General features: G+C 63.8%; 18 protein-coding genes. 13 read left to right on the forward strand and 5 right to left on the reverse strand.

Annotated elements, in window-relative coordinates:
* Positions 1-27: 27 nt before the first annotated feature.
* A complete protein-coding gene (locus IF690_RS20225) occupies positions 28-309 on the forward strand; it encodes a hypothetical protein (RefSeq protein WP_009050041.1) in 282 nt (93 codons plus the stop codon).
* An 11-nt stretch (positions 310-320) separates the two neighbouring features.
* Here IF690_RS20225 and IF690_RS20230 read toward each other — a convergent pair whose 3' ends face one another.
* A complete protein-coding gene (locus IF690_RS20230; RefSeq protein ID WP_202697112.1) occupies positions 321-890 on the reverse strand; it encodes a TetR/AcrR family transcriptional regulator in 570 nt (189 codons plus the stop codon).
* A gap of 93 nt (positions 891-983) precedes the next feature.
* Between IF690_RS20230 and IF690_RS20235 the strand changes: the two genes are divergently transcribed.
* Positions 984-1,724, forward strand: coding sequence for an SDR family oxidoreductase (locus tag IF690_RS20235; protein ID WP_202697113.1), 741 nt, complete (start codon positions 984-986; stop codon positions 1,722-1,724).
* Positions 1,725-1,760: 36 nt separating this feature from the next.
* Positions 1,761-2,351: a 2-hydroxychromene-2-carboxylate isomerase gene (locus IF690_RS20240; protein WP_202697114.1), complete on the forward strand. Its 591-nt coding sequence runs from the start codon at positions 1,761-1,763 to the stop codon at positions 2,349-2,351.
* A 69-nt stretch (positions 2,352-2,420) separates the two neighbouring features.
* Here IF690_RS20240 and IF690_RS20245 read toward each other — a convergent pair whose 3' ends face one another.
* From IF690_RS20245 to IF690_RS20255, 3 genes are all read right to left on the reverse strand, one after another.
* Complete coding sequence (locus IF690_RS20245; RefSeq protein WP_202697115.1) at positions 2,421-4,229, reverse strand: aminopeptidase P family protein; 1,809 nt, start codon at positions 4,227-4,229, stop codon at positions 2,421-2,423.
* Between the two features lie 55 nt (positions 4,230-4,284).
* On the reverse strand, positions 4,285-5,454 hold the full coding sequence (locus IF690_RS20250; RefSeq protein WP_202697116.1) for a cysteine desulfurase family protein: 1,170 nt from the start codon (positions 5,452-5,454) through the stop codon (positions 4,285-4,287).
* 320 nt (positions 5,455-5,774) lie between these two features.
* Positions 5,775-6,041 carry a hypothetical protein gene (locus IF690_RS20255; protein ID WP_202697117.1) on the reverse strand — a complete coding sequence of 89 codons (267 nt, stop codon included), beginning with the start codon at positions 6,039-6,041 and terminating at the stop codon, positions 5,775-5,777.
* Positions 6,042-6,443: 402 nt separating this feature from the next.
* Between IF690_RS20255 and msuE the strand changes: the two genes are divergently transcribed.
* From msuE to IF690_RS20275, 4 genes are all read left to right on the forward strand, one after another.
* Positions 6,444-7,007: an FMN reductase gene (msuE, locus tag IF690_RS20260; protein WP_202697118.1), complete on the forward strand. Its 564-nt coding sequence runs from the start codon at positions 6,444-6,446 to the stop codon at positions 7,005-7,007.
* Positions 7,008-7,016: 9 nt separating this feature from the next.
* Positions 7,017-8,168 (forward strand): FMNH2-dependent alkanesulfonate monooxygenase, encoded by a 1,152-nt coding sequence (ssuD, locus tag IF690_RS20265; protein ID WP_202697119.1) that lies wholly within the window; start codon positions 7,017-7,019, stop codon positions 8,166-8,168.
* A 162-nt stretch (positions 8,169-8,330) separates the two neighbouring features.
* Positions 8,331-9,518, forward strand: a complete 1,188-nt coding sequence (locus IF690_RS20270) for an acyl-CoA dehydrogenase family protein (protein WP_202697120.1) — start codon at positions 8,331-8,333, stop codon at positions 9,516-9,518.
* A 23-nt stretch (positions 9,519-9,541) separates the two neighbouring features.
* Complete coding sequence (locus IF690_RS20275) at positions 9,542-10,648, forward strand: sigma-54 interaction domain-containing protein (protein WP_202697121.1); 1,107 nt, start codon at positions 9,542-9,544, stop codon at positions 10,646-10,648.
* Here IF690_RS20275 and IF690_RS20280 read toward each other — a convergent pair.
* Positions 10,645-11,010, reverse strand: coding sequence for an antibiotic biosynthesis monooxygenase (locus IF690_RS20280; RefSeq protein ID WP_202697122.1), 366 nt, complete (start codon positions 11,008-11,010; stop codon positions 10,645-10,647). The genes IF690_RS20275 and IF690_RS20280 overlap by 4 nt on opposite strands.
* A 117-nt stretch (positions 11,011-11,127) precedes the next feature.
* Between IF690_RS20280 and soxR the strand changes: the two genes are divergently transcribed.
* From soxR to IF690_RS20310, 6 genes are all read left to right on the forward strand, one after another.
* The gene (gene soxR, locus IF690_RS20285) at positions 11,128-11,583 is read left to right on the forward strand and encodes a redox-sensitive transcriptional activator SoxR (protein WP_202697123.1); all 456 of its coding nucleotides are present in this window, start codon (positions 11,128-11,130) and stop codon (positions 11,581-11,583) included.
* A gap of 271 nt (positions 11,584-11,854) precedes the next feature.
* Entirely contained in the window at positions 11,855-12,316 is a 462-nt protein-coding gene (locus IF690_RS20290) for a VOC family protein (RefSeq protein WP_202697124.1), read from the forward strand.
* A 298-nt stretch (positions 12,317-12,614) separates the two neighbouring features.
* Positions 12,615-13,826: a PepSY-associated TM helix domain-containing protein gene (locus tag IF690_RS20295; RefSeq protein WP_202697125.1), complete on the forward strand. Its 1,212-nt coding sequence runs from the start codon at positions 12,615-12,617 to the stop codon at positions 13,824-13,826.
* The gene (locus IF690_RS20300; RefSeq protein WP_202697126.1) at positions 13,823-14,365 is read left to right on the forward strand and encodes a PA2404 family protein; all 543 of its coding nucleotides are present in this window, start codon (positions 13,823-13,825) and stop codon (positions 14,363-14,365) included. The genes IF690_RS20295 and IF690_RS20300 overlap by 4 nt, the downstream gene beginning before the upstream one ends.
* Positions 14,362-14,706 carry a hypothetical protein gene (locus IF690_RS20305; RefSeq protein WP_252189502.1) on the forward strand — a complete coding sequence of 115 codons (345 nt, stop codon included), beginning with the start codon at positions 14,362-14,364 and terminating at the stop codon, positions 14,704-14,706. The genes IF690_RS20300 and IF690_RS20305 overlap by 4 nt, the downstream gene beginning before the upstream one ends.
* Positions 14,703-15,275, forward strand: coding sequence for a DUF6162 family protein (locus IF690_RS20310; protein ID WP_202697127.1), 573 nt, complete (start codon positions 14,703-14,705; stop codon positions 15,273-15,275). Before IF690_RS20305 ends, IF690_RS20310 begins: the two co-directional genes overlap by 4 nt.
* Positions 15,276-15,278 lie beyond the last annotated feature (3 nt).

Below are 15,278 nucleotides of genomic sequence, written 5' to 3' on the forward strand. Positions count from 1 at the left end.
GATCCGGGATCAGCAATAGGGACAGGAATGAAACGTTTTTTGATTCTGTTAGCCGTACTTGCCATCGCAGGTTGCGCCGCAACTTCGAAAACCGAGGTCAAGCGCGGAAAAAAGGGCCTGCATATCAACTGCTCCGGCCTGTCCTCCTCCTGGGACAAATGCTACGCCAGCGCTGCTACCTCCTGTGGCCCCAAAGGCTACAAAGTGATCGCCAAGTCTGGCGATACGGTGGAGGATCCGGGTGATTACCCCTTCGGCCTGAACCCCGCGGGTTACACCAGCCGCAGCATGATCGTCATCTGCAAGTAGGCAGCAGCTGCCTACTGCATATCCTGCGCTGGCAACTGACGAACAATTTCGTCATGGCTCGATTTCAGGACCTGGCGCTGAATGTCCGGGCTGACCAGCATTCGCGCCACCACCAACGCCCCTACACATTGCGACAGGATCGACCAGGCCAGGCTCTCGCTGCCCAGGGTGCGCGCCCAGCTCTGCTGCAAACGGCAAATCCAGTCTTCCGCCTGCTGTCGAACCACCTCGTCCGCCCGTGAAATTTCCGCGCCCAAGGCCGGCAGCGCACAGCCCGTTTCCGGGCTCTCGACGTGCGCCATGCTCAAATAGTGCTTGAGGCAGCGCTCAAACCGCATCCGGCTTTGCTCACCATCGGCGCCCAAGCGCTCAAGGCTCTGGCTCAGTTCCCGTTCGACAATCGAACCGAACAGCTCATCCTTGGACGAAAAGTGGCTGTAGAACGCCCCACCACTCAGTCCGATCGCTTTCATCAGGCCATCGACCCCCACGGTCGAAAACCCTTCTTTTTTCGCTGACACCGCGCTGCTCTGCAGCAACCGCTCCCTGGTTTCCTGCTTGTGACTGGCTGAATAACGCATGACTCTCCTCTCTTTCCTTCGCCTTGACGCTCGGCGAATCGTAGCATAACGTTCGTTCAGTTAACGAACGTTTACCAATAGAGCGATCCCACCATGACTACAGCTACAGAGAACAAGAAAGTCGTATTGGTCGTCGGGGCTGGCGATGCCACGGGCGGTGCCATCGCCAAGCGTTTTGCCCGGGAAGGTCTTGTGGCCTGTGTCACCCGACGCAGCGCGGACAAGTTGCAGCCACTGGTGGAGGCCATCCGGCAATCGGGAGGCGAAGCCCACGGGTTCGCCTGCGATGCTCGAAAAGAGGAAGAAGTGATTGCCTTGATCGAACAGATCGAAAGCGAAATCGGCCCGATCGAAGCCCTGGTGTTCAATATTGGCGCCAACGTGCCGTGCAGCATCCTTGAGGAAACAGCGCGCAAGTACTTCAAGATCTGGGAGATGGCCTGCTTCTCGGGTTTCCTCAATGCGCGGGAAGTGGCCAAGCGCATGGTCACTCGCAAACGCGGAACCATCCTGTTCACCGGCGCCACCGCGGGCTTGCGTGGCGCTGCGGGGTTTGCCGCCTTTGCCGGAGCCAAGCATGGCATTCGCGCACTGGCGCAAAGCATGGCCCGGGAGCTGGGACCGTTGAATATCCACGTGGCTCATGTGGTGGTCGATGGCGCCATCGACACTGACTTCATCCGCAACAGCTTCCCGGAAAAATACGCACTCAAGGATGAAGACGGCATCCTCAACCCCGAACACATCGCCGATAACTATTGGCATCTGCACAGCCAGCCCCGGGATGCCTGGACCTTCGAACTGGATCTGCGGCCCTGGAGCGAACGCTGGTAGCCCCTCCCCCATAACAACAAAAAAGGAGCAGCACCGATGAGTAAAACCGTCGAGTTCTTTTTCGACCTGGGCAGCCCGACCTCTTACCTGGCCTACACCCAACTGCCGAAGATCTGTGCCCAGACGGGCAGCCAACTGATTTACCAACCCATGTTGCTCGGTGGCGTGTTCAAGGTCACTGGCAACGCCTCGCCAATCAGCATCCCCGCCAAAGGGCGCTACATGCTTCAGGACCTGGCGCGTTGTGCCAGGCGTTATGAAGTGCCGCTGGCGTTCAACCCGCACTTCCCGATCAACACCCTGCCGCTGATGCGCGCGGTGACCGGTATGCAGCTGCGACATCCACAGCGTTTTATTGCCTTTATCGACTGCCTGTTCCGCGCACTCTGGGTCGAGAAGCGCAACCTGAACGATCAGGCCACCGTGGCGGCGGTACTCAGTGAGGGGGGATTCGATCCGCTGGAGGTGCTGGCCCTGGCCAATGATGAAGAGGTCAAGAACACCCTCAAGGACAAGACCGAACAAGCCTTGCAGCGCGGCGTGTTTGGCGCGCCGAGCATGTTCGTCGATAACCAGCTGTTTTTCGGCCAGGATCGCCTGGACTTTGTCCTCGAAGCCCTGAGCTAAGCCAAGGCTCCGACACGACAAGCAACGCAATTCGCGCTGCCGGCCCAAAGCCGGCAGCGCGATTCACGTTCAAAGAGTTGCGGTACGGGTATTCAGCCATTCCAGCGCCGCGCCCTGCAACAGCGGACGCAAGCGCCGACGCACTTCGGCGTGATAGGCATTGAGCCACTCACGCTCGTCCTGGGTCAGCAACGACGGCTCCAGGCAGCGGCTGTCGATCGGGCACAGGGTCAGGGTTTCGAACTTGAGGAACTCGCCGAACTCGGTGGTGCCCGCCTCGCGGTTCATCGCCAGGTTTTCGATGCGCACGCCCCAACGACCCGGACGATAGGTCCCCGGCTCGATCGAGGTGATCATCCCTGGCTGCATCGCGGTTTGCGGTGCCGGCGCCGCCTGATAGGCGATCACCTGCGGGCCTTCGTGGACATTGAGAAAGTACCCCACGCCATGGCCGGTACCGTGCCCATAGTCCACACCTTCGGCCCAGATCGGCGCGCGGGCGATGGCGTCCAGCAGCGGTGACAGGATGCCCCGCGGGAACTGCGCCCGGGACAAGGCGATCACGCCCTTGAGCACCCGCGTGCAATCGCGCTTCTGCTCGGCGCTCGGGGTACCAACCGGAACCATGCGGGTAATGTCCGTGGTGCCGCCCAGGTATTGGCCGCCAGAGTCGATCAGCAGCAGGCCATCGCCTTCGATCACCGCATGCTCTTCTTCGGTGGCGTGGTAATGCGGCATCGCGCCATTGGCGTTGAACGCGGCGATGGTGTTGAAACTCAGGGACACATAACCGGGGCGACGAGCCCGGGCCGCGGTCAGGTGCTCGTCGATGGTCAGCTCGGTGATGCGCTCATGGCCCCAGGCCGACTCCAGCCAGGCGAAGAATTCGCAGAGCGCCGCACCATCCTGCTCCATGGCCTGGCGGATATGCTCGGCATCGGCCAGGCTTTTCCGGGACTTGGCCAACGTCGTCGGGTTCAAGCCTTCCAGCAGCTTCACGCCACTCCCGAGGTTGTCCAGCAAACCGGCGGTAACCCGCGCCGGATCCACCAGCAGGCTGGCCCCGGCGGAGATCGCACTCAGGGCCGCGGCCACTTCGCTGTAGTCACGCAGGGTGATGCCATCCTGTTCCAGCACGGCACGCAAGGCGTCATCGACTTTGCTCAGCGCCACGAACAGCGTCGCCTGCTGCTGGCTGATCAGGGCGAAGGAGACGAATACCGGGTTGAACGAGACGTCGCCACCGCGCAGGTTGAACAGCCAGGCGATGTCGTCGAGGGTGGCGATGAAATGCCAGTCCGCGCCTCGCTCTTTCAGGGTTTCGCGCAACTTGCCGAGTTTCTCGACCCGGCTGACCGTGGCCTGGGGTGGCAAATGCTGATAGATCGGCTGATCCGGCAGGCTCGGGCGATCGCTCCAGACTTCGTTCAGCAGATCGATATCGGTGCGCAGGCGAGCGCCACGCTCCTGCAGCTTGTTGCCCAGGGTACGCGCCGAGGCCACCGCCATCACCGCGCCGTCGACCGCGACCACGCCCCCTTCCGGGGTCTGCTCGGCCAGCCAGTCCAGTGGACCGGGCTGGCCCGGCAACAGTTTGACCAGTTCGATGCCACTGCCCTTGAGTTCCTTGGTCGCCTGCTCCCAATAACGACTATCGGCCCAGACCCCGGCGAAATCCGCCGTCACGATCAGGGTGCCGACCGAACCGTGAAAACCCGACAGCCATTGCCGGCCTTGCCAGTAACCGGGCAGGTACTCCGACAGGTGCGGGTCGGCCGACGGCACCAGCAGGGCATGAATGCCCTCGCGGCTCATCAGCTCACGGGTGCGCGCCAGGCGCTGGGGGACCACTCCATTGGTCAAGGGCTGCGTACTCATTGTGTCTCCTGCTACCAGGTGAATCATTGTTATTGGATACCGAGGGCATTGACCCTCAGGGTTGGGCAACCGCCCAGAACGCCGGTGCACTGGCGGATGAAGCCTTGATCAGCTGGACGGCCTGATCGATGTCCTGCTCGGTGGTGAAGCGGCCCAGGCTCAAGCGGATGGTCCGCCCCGCCGCCCGGGCGTCGAGCCCCAGCGCCAGCAACACATGGGACGGCGCATTGCTCGCCGAGTTGCAGGCCGAAGTCGCGGAAAACGCGATGGAGGCACTCAGGGCCGCCGGATCGAACGCCCCTCCACCGAAGGTGAGGCTCAAGGTATGGGGAATGCGCTGGGCCGGGCTGCCGTTCAGGCACAGCCCCGGCATGTCGGCCAGTTGCTCGAGCAGGCGCTCGCGCAGACGAACGATGGTCGCCGCTTCTTCGTCGAAGTGTTCGGCGGCCAGGGCAAAGGCGGCGCCCATGGCGGCAATCTGATGGGTCGCGAGCGTCCCGGAGCGCAAGCCGCCTTCATGGCCGCCGCCGTGGATCTGCGCCTGCAAGCGCTGCTGCGCGCGAGGGCCGACGTAGAGCGCACCGATGCCCTTGGGGCCGTAAATCTTGTGGGCGGAAAAGGACATCAGGTCCACCGGCCACTGTGCCAGGTCGATCGCCACCTTGCCCGCGCCCTGGGCCGCGTCGACATGCAGCAGCGCCCCGCGCTCGCGGACCACGCGGCCAATGCCCGGGATATCGTTGAGCGTACCCAGCTCGTTGTTGACCAGCATCAGCGACACCAGGAAGGTGTCGTCGCGCAGGGCTTCGCTCACCGCCTCTGGCGTGATCAGCCCGTCGCGGTCCGGTACCAGGTAAGTCACTGCCACGCCGGCGGCTTGCAGCTGGCTGGCGGTATCGAGAATGGCCTTGTGTTCGATCTGGCTGGTAATGATGTGCCCGCCGGATACGCCCCGGGCCTGAGCCACGCCCTTGAGCGCCAGGTTGTTGGATTCGGTGGCGCCGGAGGTCCAGACGATCTGCTCGGGCGCCGCGCCCACCAGCTGGGCGACCTGCTGCCGCGCCAGCTCGACGCTGCGCCGGGCCTGTTGGCCGAAGGCGTGGGAACTGGACGCCGGATTGCCGAAGTTACCGTTGAACCCCAGGCATTCCACCATTACCTGAATGACTCGCTCATCCACCGGCGTGGTGGCGGCGTAGTCGAAATAGAGAGGACGTTTATTCATCGCAAAAATACCCGCAGAGCCTGTTCCAGGATCAAGGTTCGCTCGGTGCCGAACGCTGATACGCGCCCTTTGGGCAACGCAAAAACGGCAGACCGTCAGCAATACCCGATCGGATGCAGTTAAAGAAGGACAACTTCATTTAAAAGTGCGTAGGAACGCTCCCGAGGGGCAGCTTAACAGGCTCCGGGAGCCGGGTTAAGCGAGGTTCGGCCATGGGGCCGAAGAACAGGGCGAGAGGCGGGGAAATCATCACAAGGTTTTGCCGACGGTCCCCGGCAGTCCGTCAGCCTCTGCAAGCAAGGCTTAGGCAGATCGACAAATCAGCTGGCACGGCCATGCAGGGGCACGCTGTGTTCGGCGTTCATTTCGCCCTGCTGGTCGAAACCGAAGGTCCGTTGCGGGGCAAGCAACTCGGCCTTTTTCTGCTGGTATTCGTCAAAGGACAACCCGCGCCGGTTCAGGGCTTCCAGCGCCAGCTCGCGGGTTTCCTCGGCGGTATAAGGACGCGATTCCGGGCCCGGCCGGCTGGTACAACCGGCCAGGACCGAGGTGACGACAAGCAGGGAAAAGACGAGCGAACGGTTCATGGCAAAGGCTCCTGGATCTGGGCTGCGAGGCAATGGACACAGGCTACCGTCGCCCTTCCCGGGGCAGAAATCATCACGCTCGATAGTGGCTATCGACCACTCCTATCGCGGCCCATAGCGCCCTCGCTTATCTCTAAAAGACCTATAAATATGGAAATAAAGTATTTTTTAGGAATATCGGTAAGCCTTTATAACAGGCCCATCACACCGCCTGCTGTTGCCTGGGCAACTGTTCGCCAGGCAACAGCCAATCAACAAAACAGTGTCTGCACAACAACAGCCTGATCCTGTAACAGCGCCACAAGCCACGCCGCTCAAGGCTTTGCCTCGCTGGTACAGCTCTTGCTCAAGCCCTGGGACTACTCACTGCTCGTTGAGCCCTGTTCAACAAAGGAACTGATCATGTCGCGTCCATTAAAAGTCGTTGCCCTGTCCGGTGGAACCTGGCGCCCCTCGCGCACCCTGGTGCTGACCCAGGCGCTGCTCGCCGAACTGGCGGGGCAATTGCCGATCGAGAGCAAGCTCATTGAACTGGGCGACATCGCCCGTCCATTGGGCGCGGCCTTGTCCCGCCAGGAGTTGGTGGCGGAAGTCGAAGCCGAGTTGCAGGCCATCGAAAACGCCGACCTGCTGATCGTCGCAGCGCCCGTGTATCGCGGATCCTACCCAGGCCTGCTCAAGCACCTGTTCGACCTGATCGACCTCAACGCCCTGATCGACACCCCCGTGCTGCTGGCCGCCACCGGTGGCAGCGAGCGTCACGCCCTGATGCTGGATCACCAACTGCGGCCGCTGTTCAGTTTCTTCCAGGCCCTGACCCTGCCGATCGGGGTCTATGCCACCGAGGCCGACTTCGCCAATTACCAGATAACCAGCGAGCCCTTGAAGGCCCGTATTCGCCTTGCGGCAGAACGCGCCGCGCCCCTGTTCGGCGTGCATCCGCAAAATCTGCTGAAAATCGCTTAAGGACCTGTCATGGATGTTTTCTGGTTTCTTCCGACTCACGGCGACGGCCATTACCTGGGCACCACCCAGGGCGCGCGCCCGGTCACCCTCAACTACCTCAAGCAAGTGGCCCAGGCCGCGGACAGCCTGGGTTATCACGGCGTACTGATCCCTACCGGGCGTTCGTGCGAAGACTCCTGGGTGATCGCCTCGGCGCTGGTACCGCTGACCGAACGCCTGCGCTACCTGGTGGCGATCCGTCCGGGGGTCATCTCGCCGACCGTCTCGGCGCGCATGGCCGCGACCCTCGACCGGTTGTCCAACGGCCGCCTGCTGATCAATGTGGTGACCGGCGGCGACCCCGACGAGAACCGCGGCGACGGCAGTTTCCTCAGCCACAGCGAGCGCTACGCAGTCACCGACGAATTCCTGAGGATCTGGCGCCGGGTGCTGCAAGGCGAAGCCGTGGACTTCGAAGGCAAGCATCTGCATGTACAGAACGCCAAGGCCCTCTACCCACCGGTGCAGAAGCCCTATCCGCCGCTGTATTTCGGCGGTTCCTCGGACGCCGCCCATGACCTCGCCGCCGAACAGGTGGACGTCTACCTGACTTGGGGCGAACCACCGGCCGCGGTCGCCGTGAAACTCGCCGATGTGCGCGAGCGGGCCGCCCGCCATGGCCGCACGGTGAAGTTCGGCATCCGCCTGCATGTGATCGTGCGCGAAACCGCGGAAGAGGCCTGGAAGGCCGCGGACAAGCTGATCGAACACATCAGCGACGAGACCATCGCCGCCGCGCAGCAATCCTTCTCGCGTTTCGACTCCGAGGGCCAGCGGCGCATGGCTGCCTTGCACGACGGGCGGCGCGACAACCTGGAAATCGCCCCCAACCTCTGGGCCGGCGTCGGCCTGGTGCGTGGCGGCGCCGGCACCGCGCTGGTGGGCAACCCCGAGCAGGTGGCAGCGCGGATCAAGGAATACGCGGACCTGGGGATCGAGAGCTTCATTTTCTCCGGCTACCCGCACCTGGAAGAAGCCTATCGCTTCGCCGAACTGGTGTTCCCGCTGCTGCCGGAACCCTACGCCCGCCTGGCCGGACGTGGCGTGACCAACCTCACCGGGCCGTTCGGCGAAATGATCGCCAATGACCTGTTGCCGAGCAAAAAAGCGGCTGGGGCTTGAGGGTATTTATTGCCTGATAGAACGCGATCGCGAGCAAGCTCGCGCCTACAGATTGCACCTGCGCCCTGTGTAGGAGCGAGCTCGCGATCGAGCGCCCCACGCGCGCGCCACAGCCCTACCGATTTCACGGCCGCGCACCCGGCCCCGAACGAGGAACACCGCGTGACTGCCAAGCCGCAAAGCGCCCTGTTGTCCCCCTTGCAGACCGCCCGCCAGCTGGCGGCCGAGTTTGCCCTGACCGCCGTCGAACGCGACGAACGCGGCGGGACCCCGAAAGCCCAGCGCGACGCCCTGCGCCAGAGCGGCCTGCTGGCCCTGAGCATTCCCACCCAGTACGGCGGCCTCGGCGCCAGCTGGAGCGAGACCCTGAACATCGTCCGCGAGTTCGCCAAGGTCGACAGTTCCATCGCCCACGTCTTCGGCTTCCATCACCTGATGCTGGCCACCGTGCGCCTGTTCGCCCGCCCGGAACAATGGCAACCCTGGTTCGAACAAACCGCGCGCAAGAACTGGTTCTGGGGCAACGCCCTCAACCCGCTGGACACCCGTACCGTAGCGAAGGACCTTGGCGGCTGGCGCGAATTCTCCGGCAAGAAAAGCTTCTGCTCCGGCGCCAGCGATTCGCAAATGCTCATTGCCTCGGCGGTCGACGAAAGCAACGGCGGCAAGCTGCTGATCGCCGCCATCCCCAGCGGCCGCAGCGGCATCACCCTGCACAACGACTGGAACAACATGGGCCAGCGCCAGACCGACAGCGGCAGCGCCAGCTTCGAGCGGGTGCGGGTCGAGGAATCGGAGTTGCTACTGGACCCGGGGCCCTTGAGCACGCCCTTTGCCTGTCTGCGCCCACTGATTGCCCAGTTGACCTTCACCCACATGTTCCTCGGCATCGCCGAAGGCGCCTTTGAAGAAGCCCGCCAGTACACCCTCACCGAAACCCGACCCTGGCATAAGTCCAGCGCCCAGGAGGCCTATCAGGACCCTTACGTGCTGGGCCATTACGGCGATTTCTGGGTGGCCCTGGAAGGCATGCGCCTGTTGGTGGAACGCGCCGCGGAGCGGCTGGACAAGGCCTGGGCCAAGGGATCGAAGCTGAGCGCCGAGGAACGCGGCCACCTGGCCGCGGCCATCGCCACCGCCAAGGTCGCCACCACGCGCCAGGGCCTGGAGCTGTGCAGCCGCCTGTTCGAGGTCACCGGTGCCCGCTCCACCCACGCCTCCCTGCGCCTGGACCGGCATTGGCGCAACCTGCGCACGCAAACCCTGCACGACCCGGTGGATTACAAACTCCATGAGTTGGGTGACTGGGCCCTGAACCAGTCCCTGCCGACCCCGACTTTCTATTCCTAGCCTTCTGTTCCCGGAGCTTGTCCATGCAGCTTTTGACCTTACCGCCCTCGCCTGCCCTGGCCACCTCGATCCGGGCCACCGCCCAGGTATTCGAAGACCCGAAATCCCAGGCCTTGCTGGCGCACCTGCAGCAGGTCGCGCCGAGCGAGGCCAGCGTGCTGATCATCGGCGAGACTGGTACCGGCAAGGAGCTGGTGGCGCGCCATATCCACAACCTCAGCGCCCGGCGCAACCGACCGTTCGTGGCGGTGAACTGCGGGGCGTTCTCCGAGTCGCTGGTGGAGGCCGAGCTGTTCGGCCATGAAAAAGGCGCCTTCACCGGCGCCCTGAGCGCCAAGGCCGGCTGGTTCGAAGAGGCCAATGGCGGGACCCTGTTCCTCGACGAGATCGGCGACCTGCCGATGGCGATCCAGGTGAAGTTGCTGCGGGTGCTGCAGGAACGCGAAGTGGTGCGCCTGGGTTCGCGCAAAAGCATTCCCATCGATGTGCGGGTGCTGGCGGCGACCAACGTGCAACTGGAGAAAGCCATCAACGCCGGGCATTTCCGCGAGGACCTGTACTACCGCCTCGACGTGGTCAGCCTGGAACTGAGCCCGCTGCGCGAACGCCCCGGCGACATCCTGCCGCTGACCCGGCACTTCATCGAAGCCTACAGCCAGCGCCTGGGCTACGGCGCCGTGACCCTCAGCAGCGAGGCCGAGCACAAGCTGCGCAGCTACAGCTGGCCGGGCAATATCCGCGAACTGGAAAACGTCATCCACCACACCCTGCTGATCTGCCGCGACGGCGTGATCGAGCGCGACGACCTGCGCCTGTCGAACATGCGCATCGAGCGCCAGGACGACAGCCACCACAGCCACGACGACTCAGCCGAAGCCCTGCTGGAGCGGGCCTTTCACAAACTCTTCGAAGAACAGGCCGGTGCCCTGCATGAAAAGGTCGAGGATGCGCTGCTGCGCGCGGCCTACCGCTTCAGTCACTGCAACCAGGTGCACACCGCCAACCTGCTGGGCCTGAGCCGCAACGTCACCCGCACCCGGCTGATCAAGATCGGCGAACTGACGGTGAACAAGCGCCGTCCGCTGGAAAACCCCGGCCAGCACGAACGCACCCTGCAACTGTCGATCTAGCTGGCCAAGCGACAATGCAGCGCGTTGTCCGGGCCGCGCTCGATGCTGCGCACCACCTGGAACGAGCCGAAGGTCACGGTCTTGGCCTGGTAGGCGCGGATCAGTTGCCAGAAGTCCTGTTCGCCCTTCTCGAAACTCTGGAAGGCCGCCTCGCCGGCTTCCCGGGTTTGCCATTGCAGGTAGTTGAGCACCCGCCGGCCGTCCTCGCTGGCCTGCACGCTGCCACTCAGAAAACCCGGGTACCCCTGGGCCAGGTGTTCGGTCTGCTCGGACAGCGCCGACACCAGGCCGGATTGTTGATGGGGTTCGATTTCGAATTCGATCAATTGCGTAAAGCTGCGGTTTTGCGCAAACGCGTGCATGGCAAGTCCCCACTGACGGATAAACGGAATCTTGTGATTCGAAAGCCTGCAGGGTAAAACCTCCAGTTAAGTAAAGGTCAAGCGACTTTTGCCCATCCCCACCCGCAGGAGCGCTGCATGCTCACCCCCGAAACCGTGCACAAGGAACTCACCGTCGGCCAAGTGGCCGCCCGCAGCGGCGTAGCGGTCACCGCCCTGCATTTCTATGAAAGCAAGGGGCTGATCAAGAGCAACCGCAACGCCGGCAACCAGCGCCGTTATCCGCGGGAAGTGCTGCGCCGGGTGGCGCTGATCAAGGTGGCGCAGCGCCTGGGCATTCCCCTGGCCGAGATCGGCCAGGCCCTGCGCAGCCTGCCGGACCACCGCGCACCGACGGCCGCCGACTGGAGGCGGCTGTCCGAGCAGTGGAGCCATGAGCTGGATGAGCGGATCAAGCAACTGACCCTGCTGCGCGACCGCCTCAATGGCTGCATCGGCTGCGGCTGCCTGTCGATGCAAGACTGCCCGCTGCGCAACCAGGGCGATAAGTTGAGCGAACACGGCCCGGGTGCGCAATTGCTGGAAACCGACTGACTCCGCAATGCCTCCTTCCTTAATAAGCGCCAACTCGCAATGGCGTGCTGATAGACCCATCGCCAGCAAGCCAGCCCCTACAGAAAAGACCGTTAAGAAGCCAGGGGCCAATGGCTGGATCGCTGTTGGCCGCTGAACGCCCTGAACTGTTTCCAGGCCGACACCTCGTCAGCCCGATCCGGCCTGCGGGCCACCCGGGCCTATAGTGAACCGACCGGAAGACCGGCCAGGTTCACTTCGACGAACCCCCAGACAAAAAAGGAGAACCGAGATGAGCGTCAAACCCATCCCCGAGGGTTACCCCAGCATCACCCCCTACCTGGGGATCACGCAGGCTGCCGAGGCTATCGAGTTCTACAAGAATGCCTTCGACGCCACCCAGGTCATGCGCCTGGACATGCCCGACGGCAGTGTCGGCCATGCCGAACTGCGCATCGGCGACTGTCCGATCATGCTGGGAACGCCCTGCGACCAAGGGCCATTGAGCAATCCCGACCAATCGCCTTCCGTCGGCCTGCACCTGTACGTCAACGATGTCGACAAGCAGTTCGCCCAGGCCATCGCTGCCGGCGGCCAGGTGGTGTCCGAGGTCAAGGACCAGTTCTACGGCGACCGCAGCGGCACCCTCAAGGACCCGTTCGGCCACCTGTGGTTTCTCGCTACCCACAAGGAAGACCTGAGCGAAGAGCAGATCAAGCAGCGGGCCATGGAGATGTTTAAACAGCAGGGATAAGCGCTGTGCCTGAAAACCGTTGATCGCGGGCCAGGACTGGGCGTCCCCCCCAGTTCCTACAGAAGAAGCGCGCGAGGCTGGCCCGCGATAGCGCCCCCCAACGCCCCACGGCGCGGGCCTTGTGCGCGCCATTGGTCGCGCGGAAACATTTACTTTCATATCGTCTTTCGGGATTTACGATTCTCATTCGTCTTAATGAGATGCAGCAGGTCGCGTTGGCGAAGGCTACGCCGCGGGTTTCTCTCCGGGCTCGGCAGACGCCCCGCGGCTCCACTCCTCGAATCAAGACGCGTGTTCAATGTCGAAGAAGTCCCGCTCGAAAATCTGGTTTCTCGTTCACAGCTGGCTGGCGCTACCCATCTGGTTCTTTGTGCTGATCGTTTGCGTCACCGGCACCCTGGCCGTGGTCAGCCAGGAAATCGTCTGGCTGGCCAACCCCGACATCCGGGCCAGCAAACCTTCCGACGACGCCCAGCCGCTGAGCCATGACCAGATCGTCAAGGCCATCAGGCAGGCCGAACCGCAGACCCTGGTCGATAGCATCAGCACCCCCGACGAAGCACATTTCGCCCTGACCGTGGGCGTCAATTACCCCGATGGCCGTTCTGTCGAGGTCTATGTCAATCCATACACCGGGGTCATCCAGGGCGTCAGCCCGCCGTTCAACTTCCAGGCCTTCACCCGCGCCCTGCACGGCTGGTGGCTGGTGCCTTTCACCAATGGCTACAGCTGGGGCTGGTACCTGGTATCGCTACTCGGCCTGCCGATGCTGGCCTCGCTGATCACGGGCCTGGTGGTCTACAAGAAGTTCTGGAAGGGTTTTCTCAAGCCGACCCTGCGCCTGCGCCACGGCGCGCGGATTTTCTGGGGCGACTTCCATCGCCTGAGCGGCATCTGGTCGATCTGGTTCATCGCGGTGATCTCCATCACCGGCACCTGGTTCCTGATCGAGGCGATTCTCGGCGACAACCAGATCACCCTGTCCAGCGAACCCATAGTGCCGGTGATCGCCCGCGAAAGCGTGCCAACCTCCACCAACGGCAGCCCGGCACCGATGATCGGTATCGATGAAGCCATCCGCCTCACCACCCAGAAGATTCCAGGCTTCGAGGTCGGCTTCGTCCGGCTGCCAGCCAACGCCTACAGCCACCTGTTCATCGGGGGTCGCGGCGGGTACCCGTTGATGTACCAGACCGCCAACCTCAACCCGTACACCGGCTCCATCGATACCACGCACCTGCTGTCCGATCGCTCGGCCCTGGAGTTCGTCACCGAGTCCATGCGTCCGCTGCACACCGGTGACTTCGGCGGCCTCTGGATCAAGCTGATCTGGTGCTTCTTCGGCCTGCTGCTGAGCATGATGGTGCTCAGCGGCCTGCTGATCTGGACCAAGCGCACCGCCCTGGCCACCGCCGCGGCCCTCAAGCGCAGCCACAAGACACCGCGCCCCGCCCTCGCCCAACGCCCGGTTGCGGCCCTGCACACCGACACGCCGGAGGGCAACCTGTGAGCAAGACAGACAGCGCAATGCCGGTTTCGCCCCTGCGCCAGTTCTGGCTGAAAGGGCGTTTCCACCTGAACATCCTGCTGTTGCTGATCCCCCTCGGCTTCATGCCCAAGTACTTCGCCGACGCCGCGCTGGCCCGTGGCGACAGCGGCCTGGGCGAACGCGAGGTGGGCGAGGTGCAGGTCGGGCCCTGGAGCCTGCGCCTGGCCGAGTTGCGTAACGAAGCGCCGCAACTCCAGGGAGCGGCCGGTTATATGAAGGACTTCAACGCCGCGTTGTGCGAGGCCTGCATCGACCAGGTCAAGGCCACCTACCTGCGCATCGGCAAACCCCGCAGCCTGCGCACCGCCGGGGTGATTTTCTTCGGCACCCCGTACCGCATGGGGGCCAGCCTGCCCGTTGCGGAAAAGACCAAGGCCGACGCCGAGCTGTGGATCACCCTGGAAGGCTGGGACGGCAGCCTGCACCAGGCGGCCATCCCCCTGGCCCAGGCCTCCCCGGCCACCCTCGCCTGGCTGAACCGACAAGGAGGCAAACCATGATTGCTCTACCCACCGCCCGCCTGCGCCTGCTCGGTGTCGGCGTACTCCTGCTCGCCAGCGCCGTGTTCAGTGGCAGCGCCCTGGCCCACAACCCGATGTGCGAATGCAAGCAGATCGACGGCGAGCAGATCCGCTGCACCGGCGGCTTCTCCGACGGCAGCGGCGCCCCAGGGGTGACCCTGGACGTGATCGGCTACGACGAAACCATCCTGGTGCCCGGCAAGCTGGGCGCCGATTCCACCCTGACCTTCAAGAAACCCGACGCCGAGTTCTATGTACTGTTCGACGCCGGCCCCGGCCACGTGGTCGAGATCGACCAAGCCGACATCGAGGCCCCATGAGCACCGCCACTCCTCAAGTCGTGCGCCCGGCCGGCGCCGGCCATGAAACCCTCTACGTCCTGCTGCTGTGCCTGCTGATCCTCAGCGTGGCCGGTGCCGTGGTGCTGTGGCGCGGCGAAACCCGTGAAGTGGCGAGCGTCGACAGCCACCAACTGGACGCCCGCCGCGACCTCACCGCCGGCGAACAGGGCCTGTACGCCGACCTGCGGGTGACCCTCGACGAAATCCGCCTGCTGCGCGAAGAAGCCCAGGCCCTGCCGACGCCCGAGCAACTGGCCGAGGAAGGCTTCGCGCCCTTCGCCCAGGACGCCAGCTCGGTGAGCCGCGGCGGGCATGTCTGGCAGTTGCGGCAACAGGCCTATGTCGGCCTCAGCCGGAACAACGCAGTGGCCGGCTCCTTGCTGATGCGCATCGCCGCCGATCCGGCCGCCGCCCCGGACATCTGGCTCAACCGCGGTCCGTCCCTCGCCGCCCCCGACGACCTCGGCGACGCCGCCCTGGCCAGTGCCGGCTGGCAGCAGGTGGTCGCGCAATTCGATGCCGGAGTGACCCGCCAGCATCGCCACTGAACC

It is taken from the genome of Pseudomonas sp. SK3(2021) (genome assembly GCF_016772375.1).
In the GTDB taxonomy this organism is placed as follows: Bacteria; Pseudomonadota; Gammaproteobacteria; order Pseudomonadales; family Pseudomonadaceae; genus Aquipseudomonas; species Aquipseudomonas chlororaphis_I.

Excerpts from the sequence above, each read along its gene's own strand:
- IF690_RS20235 (WP_202697113.1), top strand. The coding sequence starts at position 984 with ATGACTACAGCTACAGAGAACAAGAAAGTCGTATTGGTCGTCGGGGCT.
- IF690_RS20250 (WP_202697116.1), bottom strand. The coding sequence starts at position 5,454 with ATGAATAAACGTCCTCTCTATTTCGACTACGCCGCCACCACGCCGGTG.
- IF690_RS20305 (WP_252189502.1), top strand. The coding sequence starts at position 14,362 with ATGATTGCTCTACCCACCGCCCGCCTGCGCCTGCTCGGTGTCGGCGTA.
- soxR (WP_202697123.1), top strand. The coding sequence starts at position 11,128 with ATGCTCACCCCCGAAACCGTGCACAAGGAACTCACCGTCGGCCAAGTG.
- IF690_RS20280 (WP_202697122.1), bottom strand. The coding sequence starts at position 11,010 with ATGCACGCGTTTGCGCAAAACCGCAGCTTTACGCAATTGATCGAATTC.
- IF690_RS20295 (WP_202697125.1), top strand. The coding sequence starts at position 12,615 with ATGTCGAAGAAGTCCCGCTCGAAAATCTGGTTTCTCGTTCACAGCTGG.
- IF690_RS20290 (WP_202697124.1), top strand. The coding sequence starts at position 11,855 with ATGAGCGTCAAACCCATCCCCGAGGGTTACCCCAGCATCACCCCCTAC.
- IF690_RS20275 (WP_202697121.1), top strand. The coding sequence starts at position 9,542 with ATGCAGCTTTTGACCTTACCGCCCTCGCCTGCCCTGGCCACCTCGATC.
- ssuD (WP_202697119.1), top strand. The coding sequence starts at position 7,017 with ATGGATGTTTTCTGGTTTCTTCCGACTCACGGCGACGGCCATTACCTG.
- IF690_RS20230 (WP_202697112.1), bottom strand. The coding sequence starts at position 890 with ATGCGTTATTCAGCCAGTCACAAGCAGGAAACCAGGGAGCGGTTGCTG.
- IF690_RS20225 (WP_009050041.1), top strand. The coding sequence starts at position 28 with ATGAAACGTTTTTTGATTCTGTTAGCCGTACTTGCCATCGCAGGTTGC.
- IF690_RS20310 (WP_202697127.1), top strand. The coding sequence starts at position 14,703 with ATGAGCACCGCCACTCCTCAAGTCGTGCGCCCGGCCGGCGCCGGCCAT.
- IF690_RS20255 (WP_202697117.1), bottom strand. The coding sequence starts at position 6,041 with ATGAACCGTTCGCTCGTCTTTTCCCTGCTTGTCGTCACCTCGGTCCTG.
- IF690_RS20245 (WP_202697115.1), bottom strand. The coding sequence starts at position 4,229 with ATGAGTACGCAGCCCTTGACCAATGGAGTGGTCCCCCAGCGCCTGGCG.
- IF690_RS20240 (WP_202697114.1), top strand. The coding sequence starts at position 1,761 with ATGAGTAAAACCGTCGAGTTCTTTTTCGACCTGGGCAGCCCGACCTCT.
- msuE (WP_202697118.1), top strand. The coding sequence starts at position 6,444 with ATGTCGCGTCCATTAAAAGTCGTTGCCCTGTCCGGTGGAACCTGGCGC.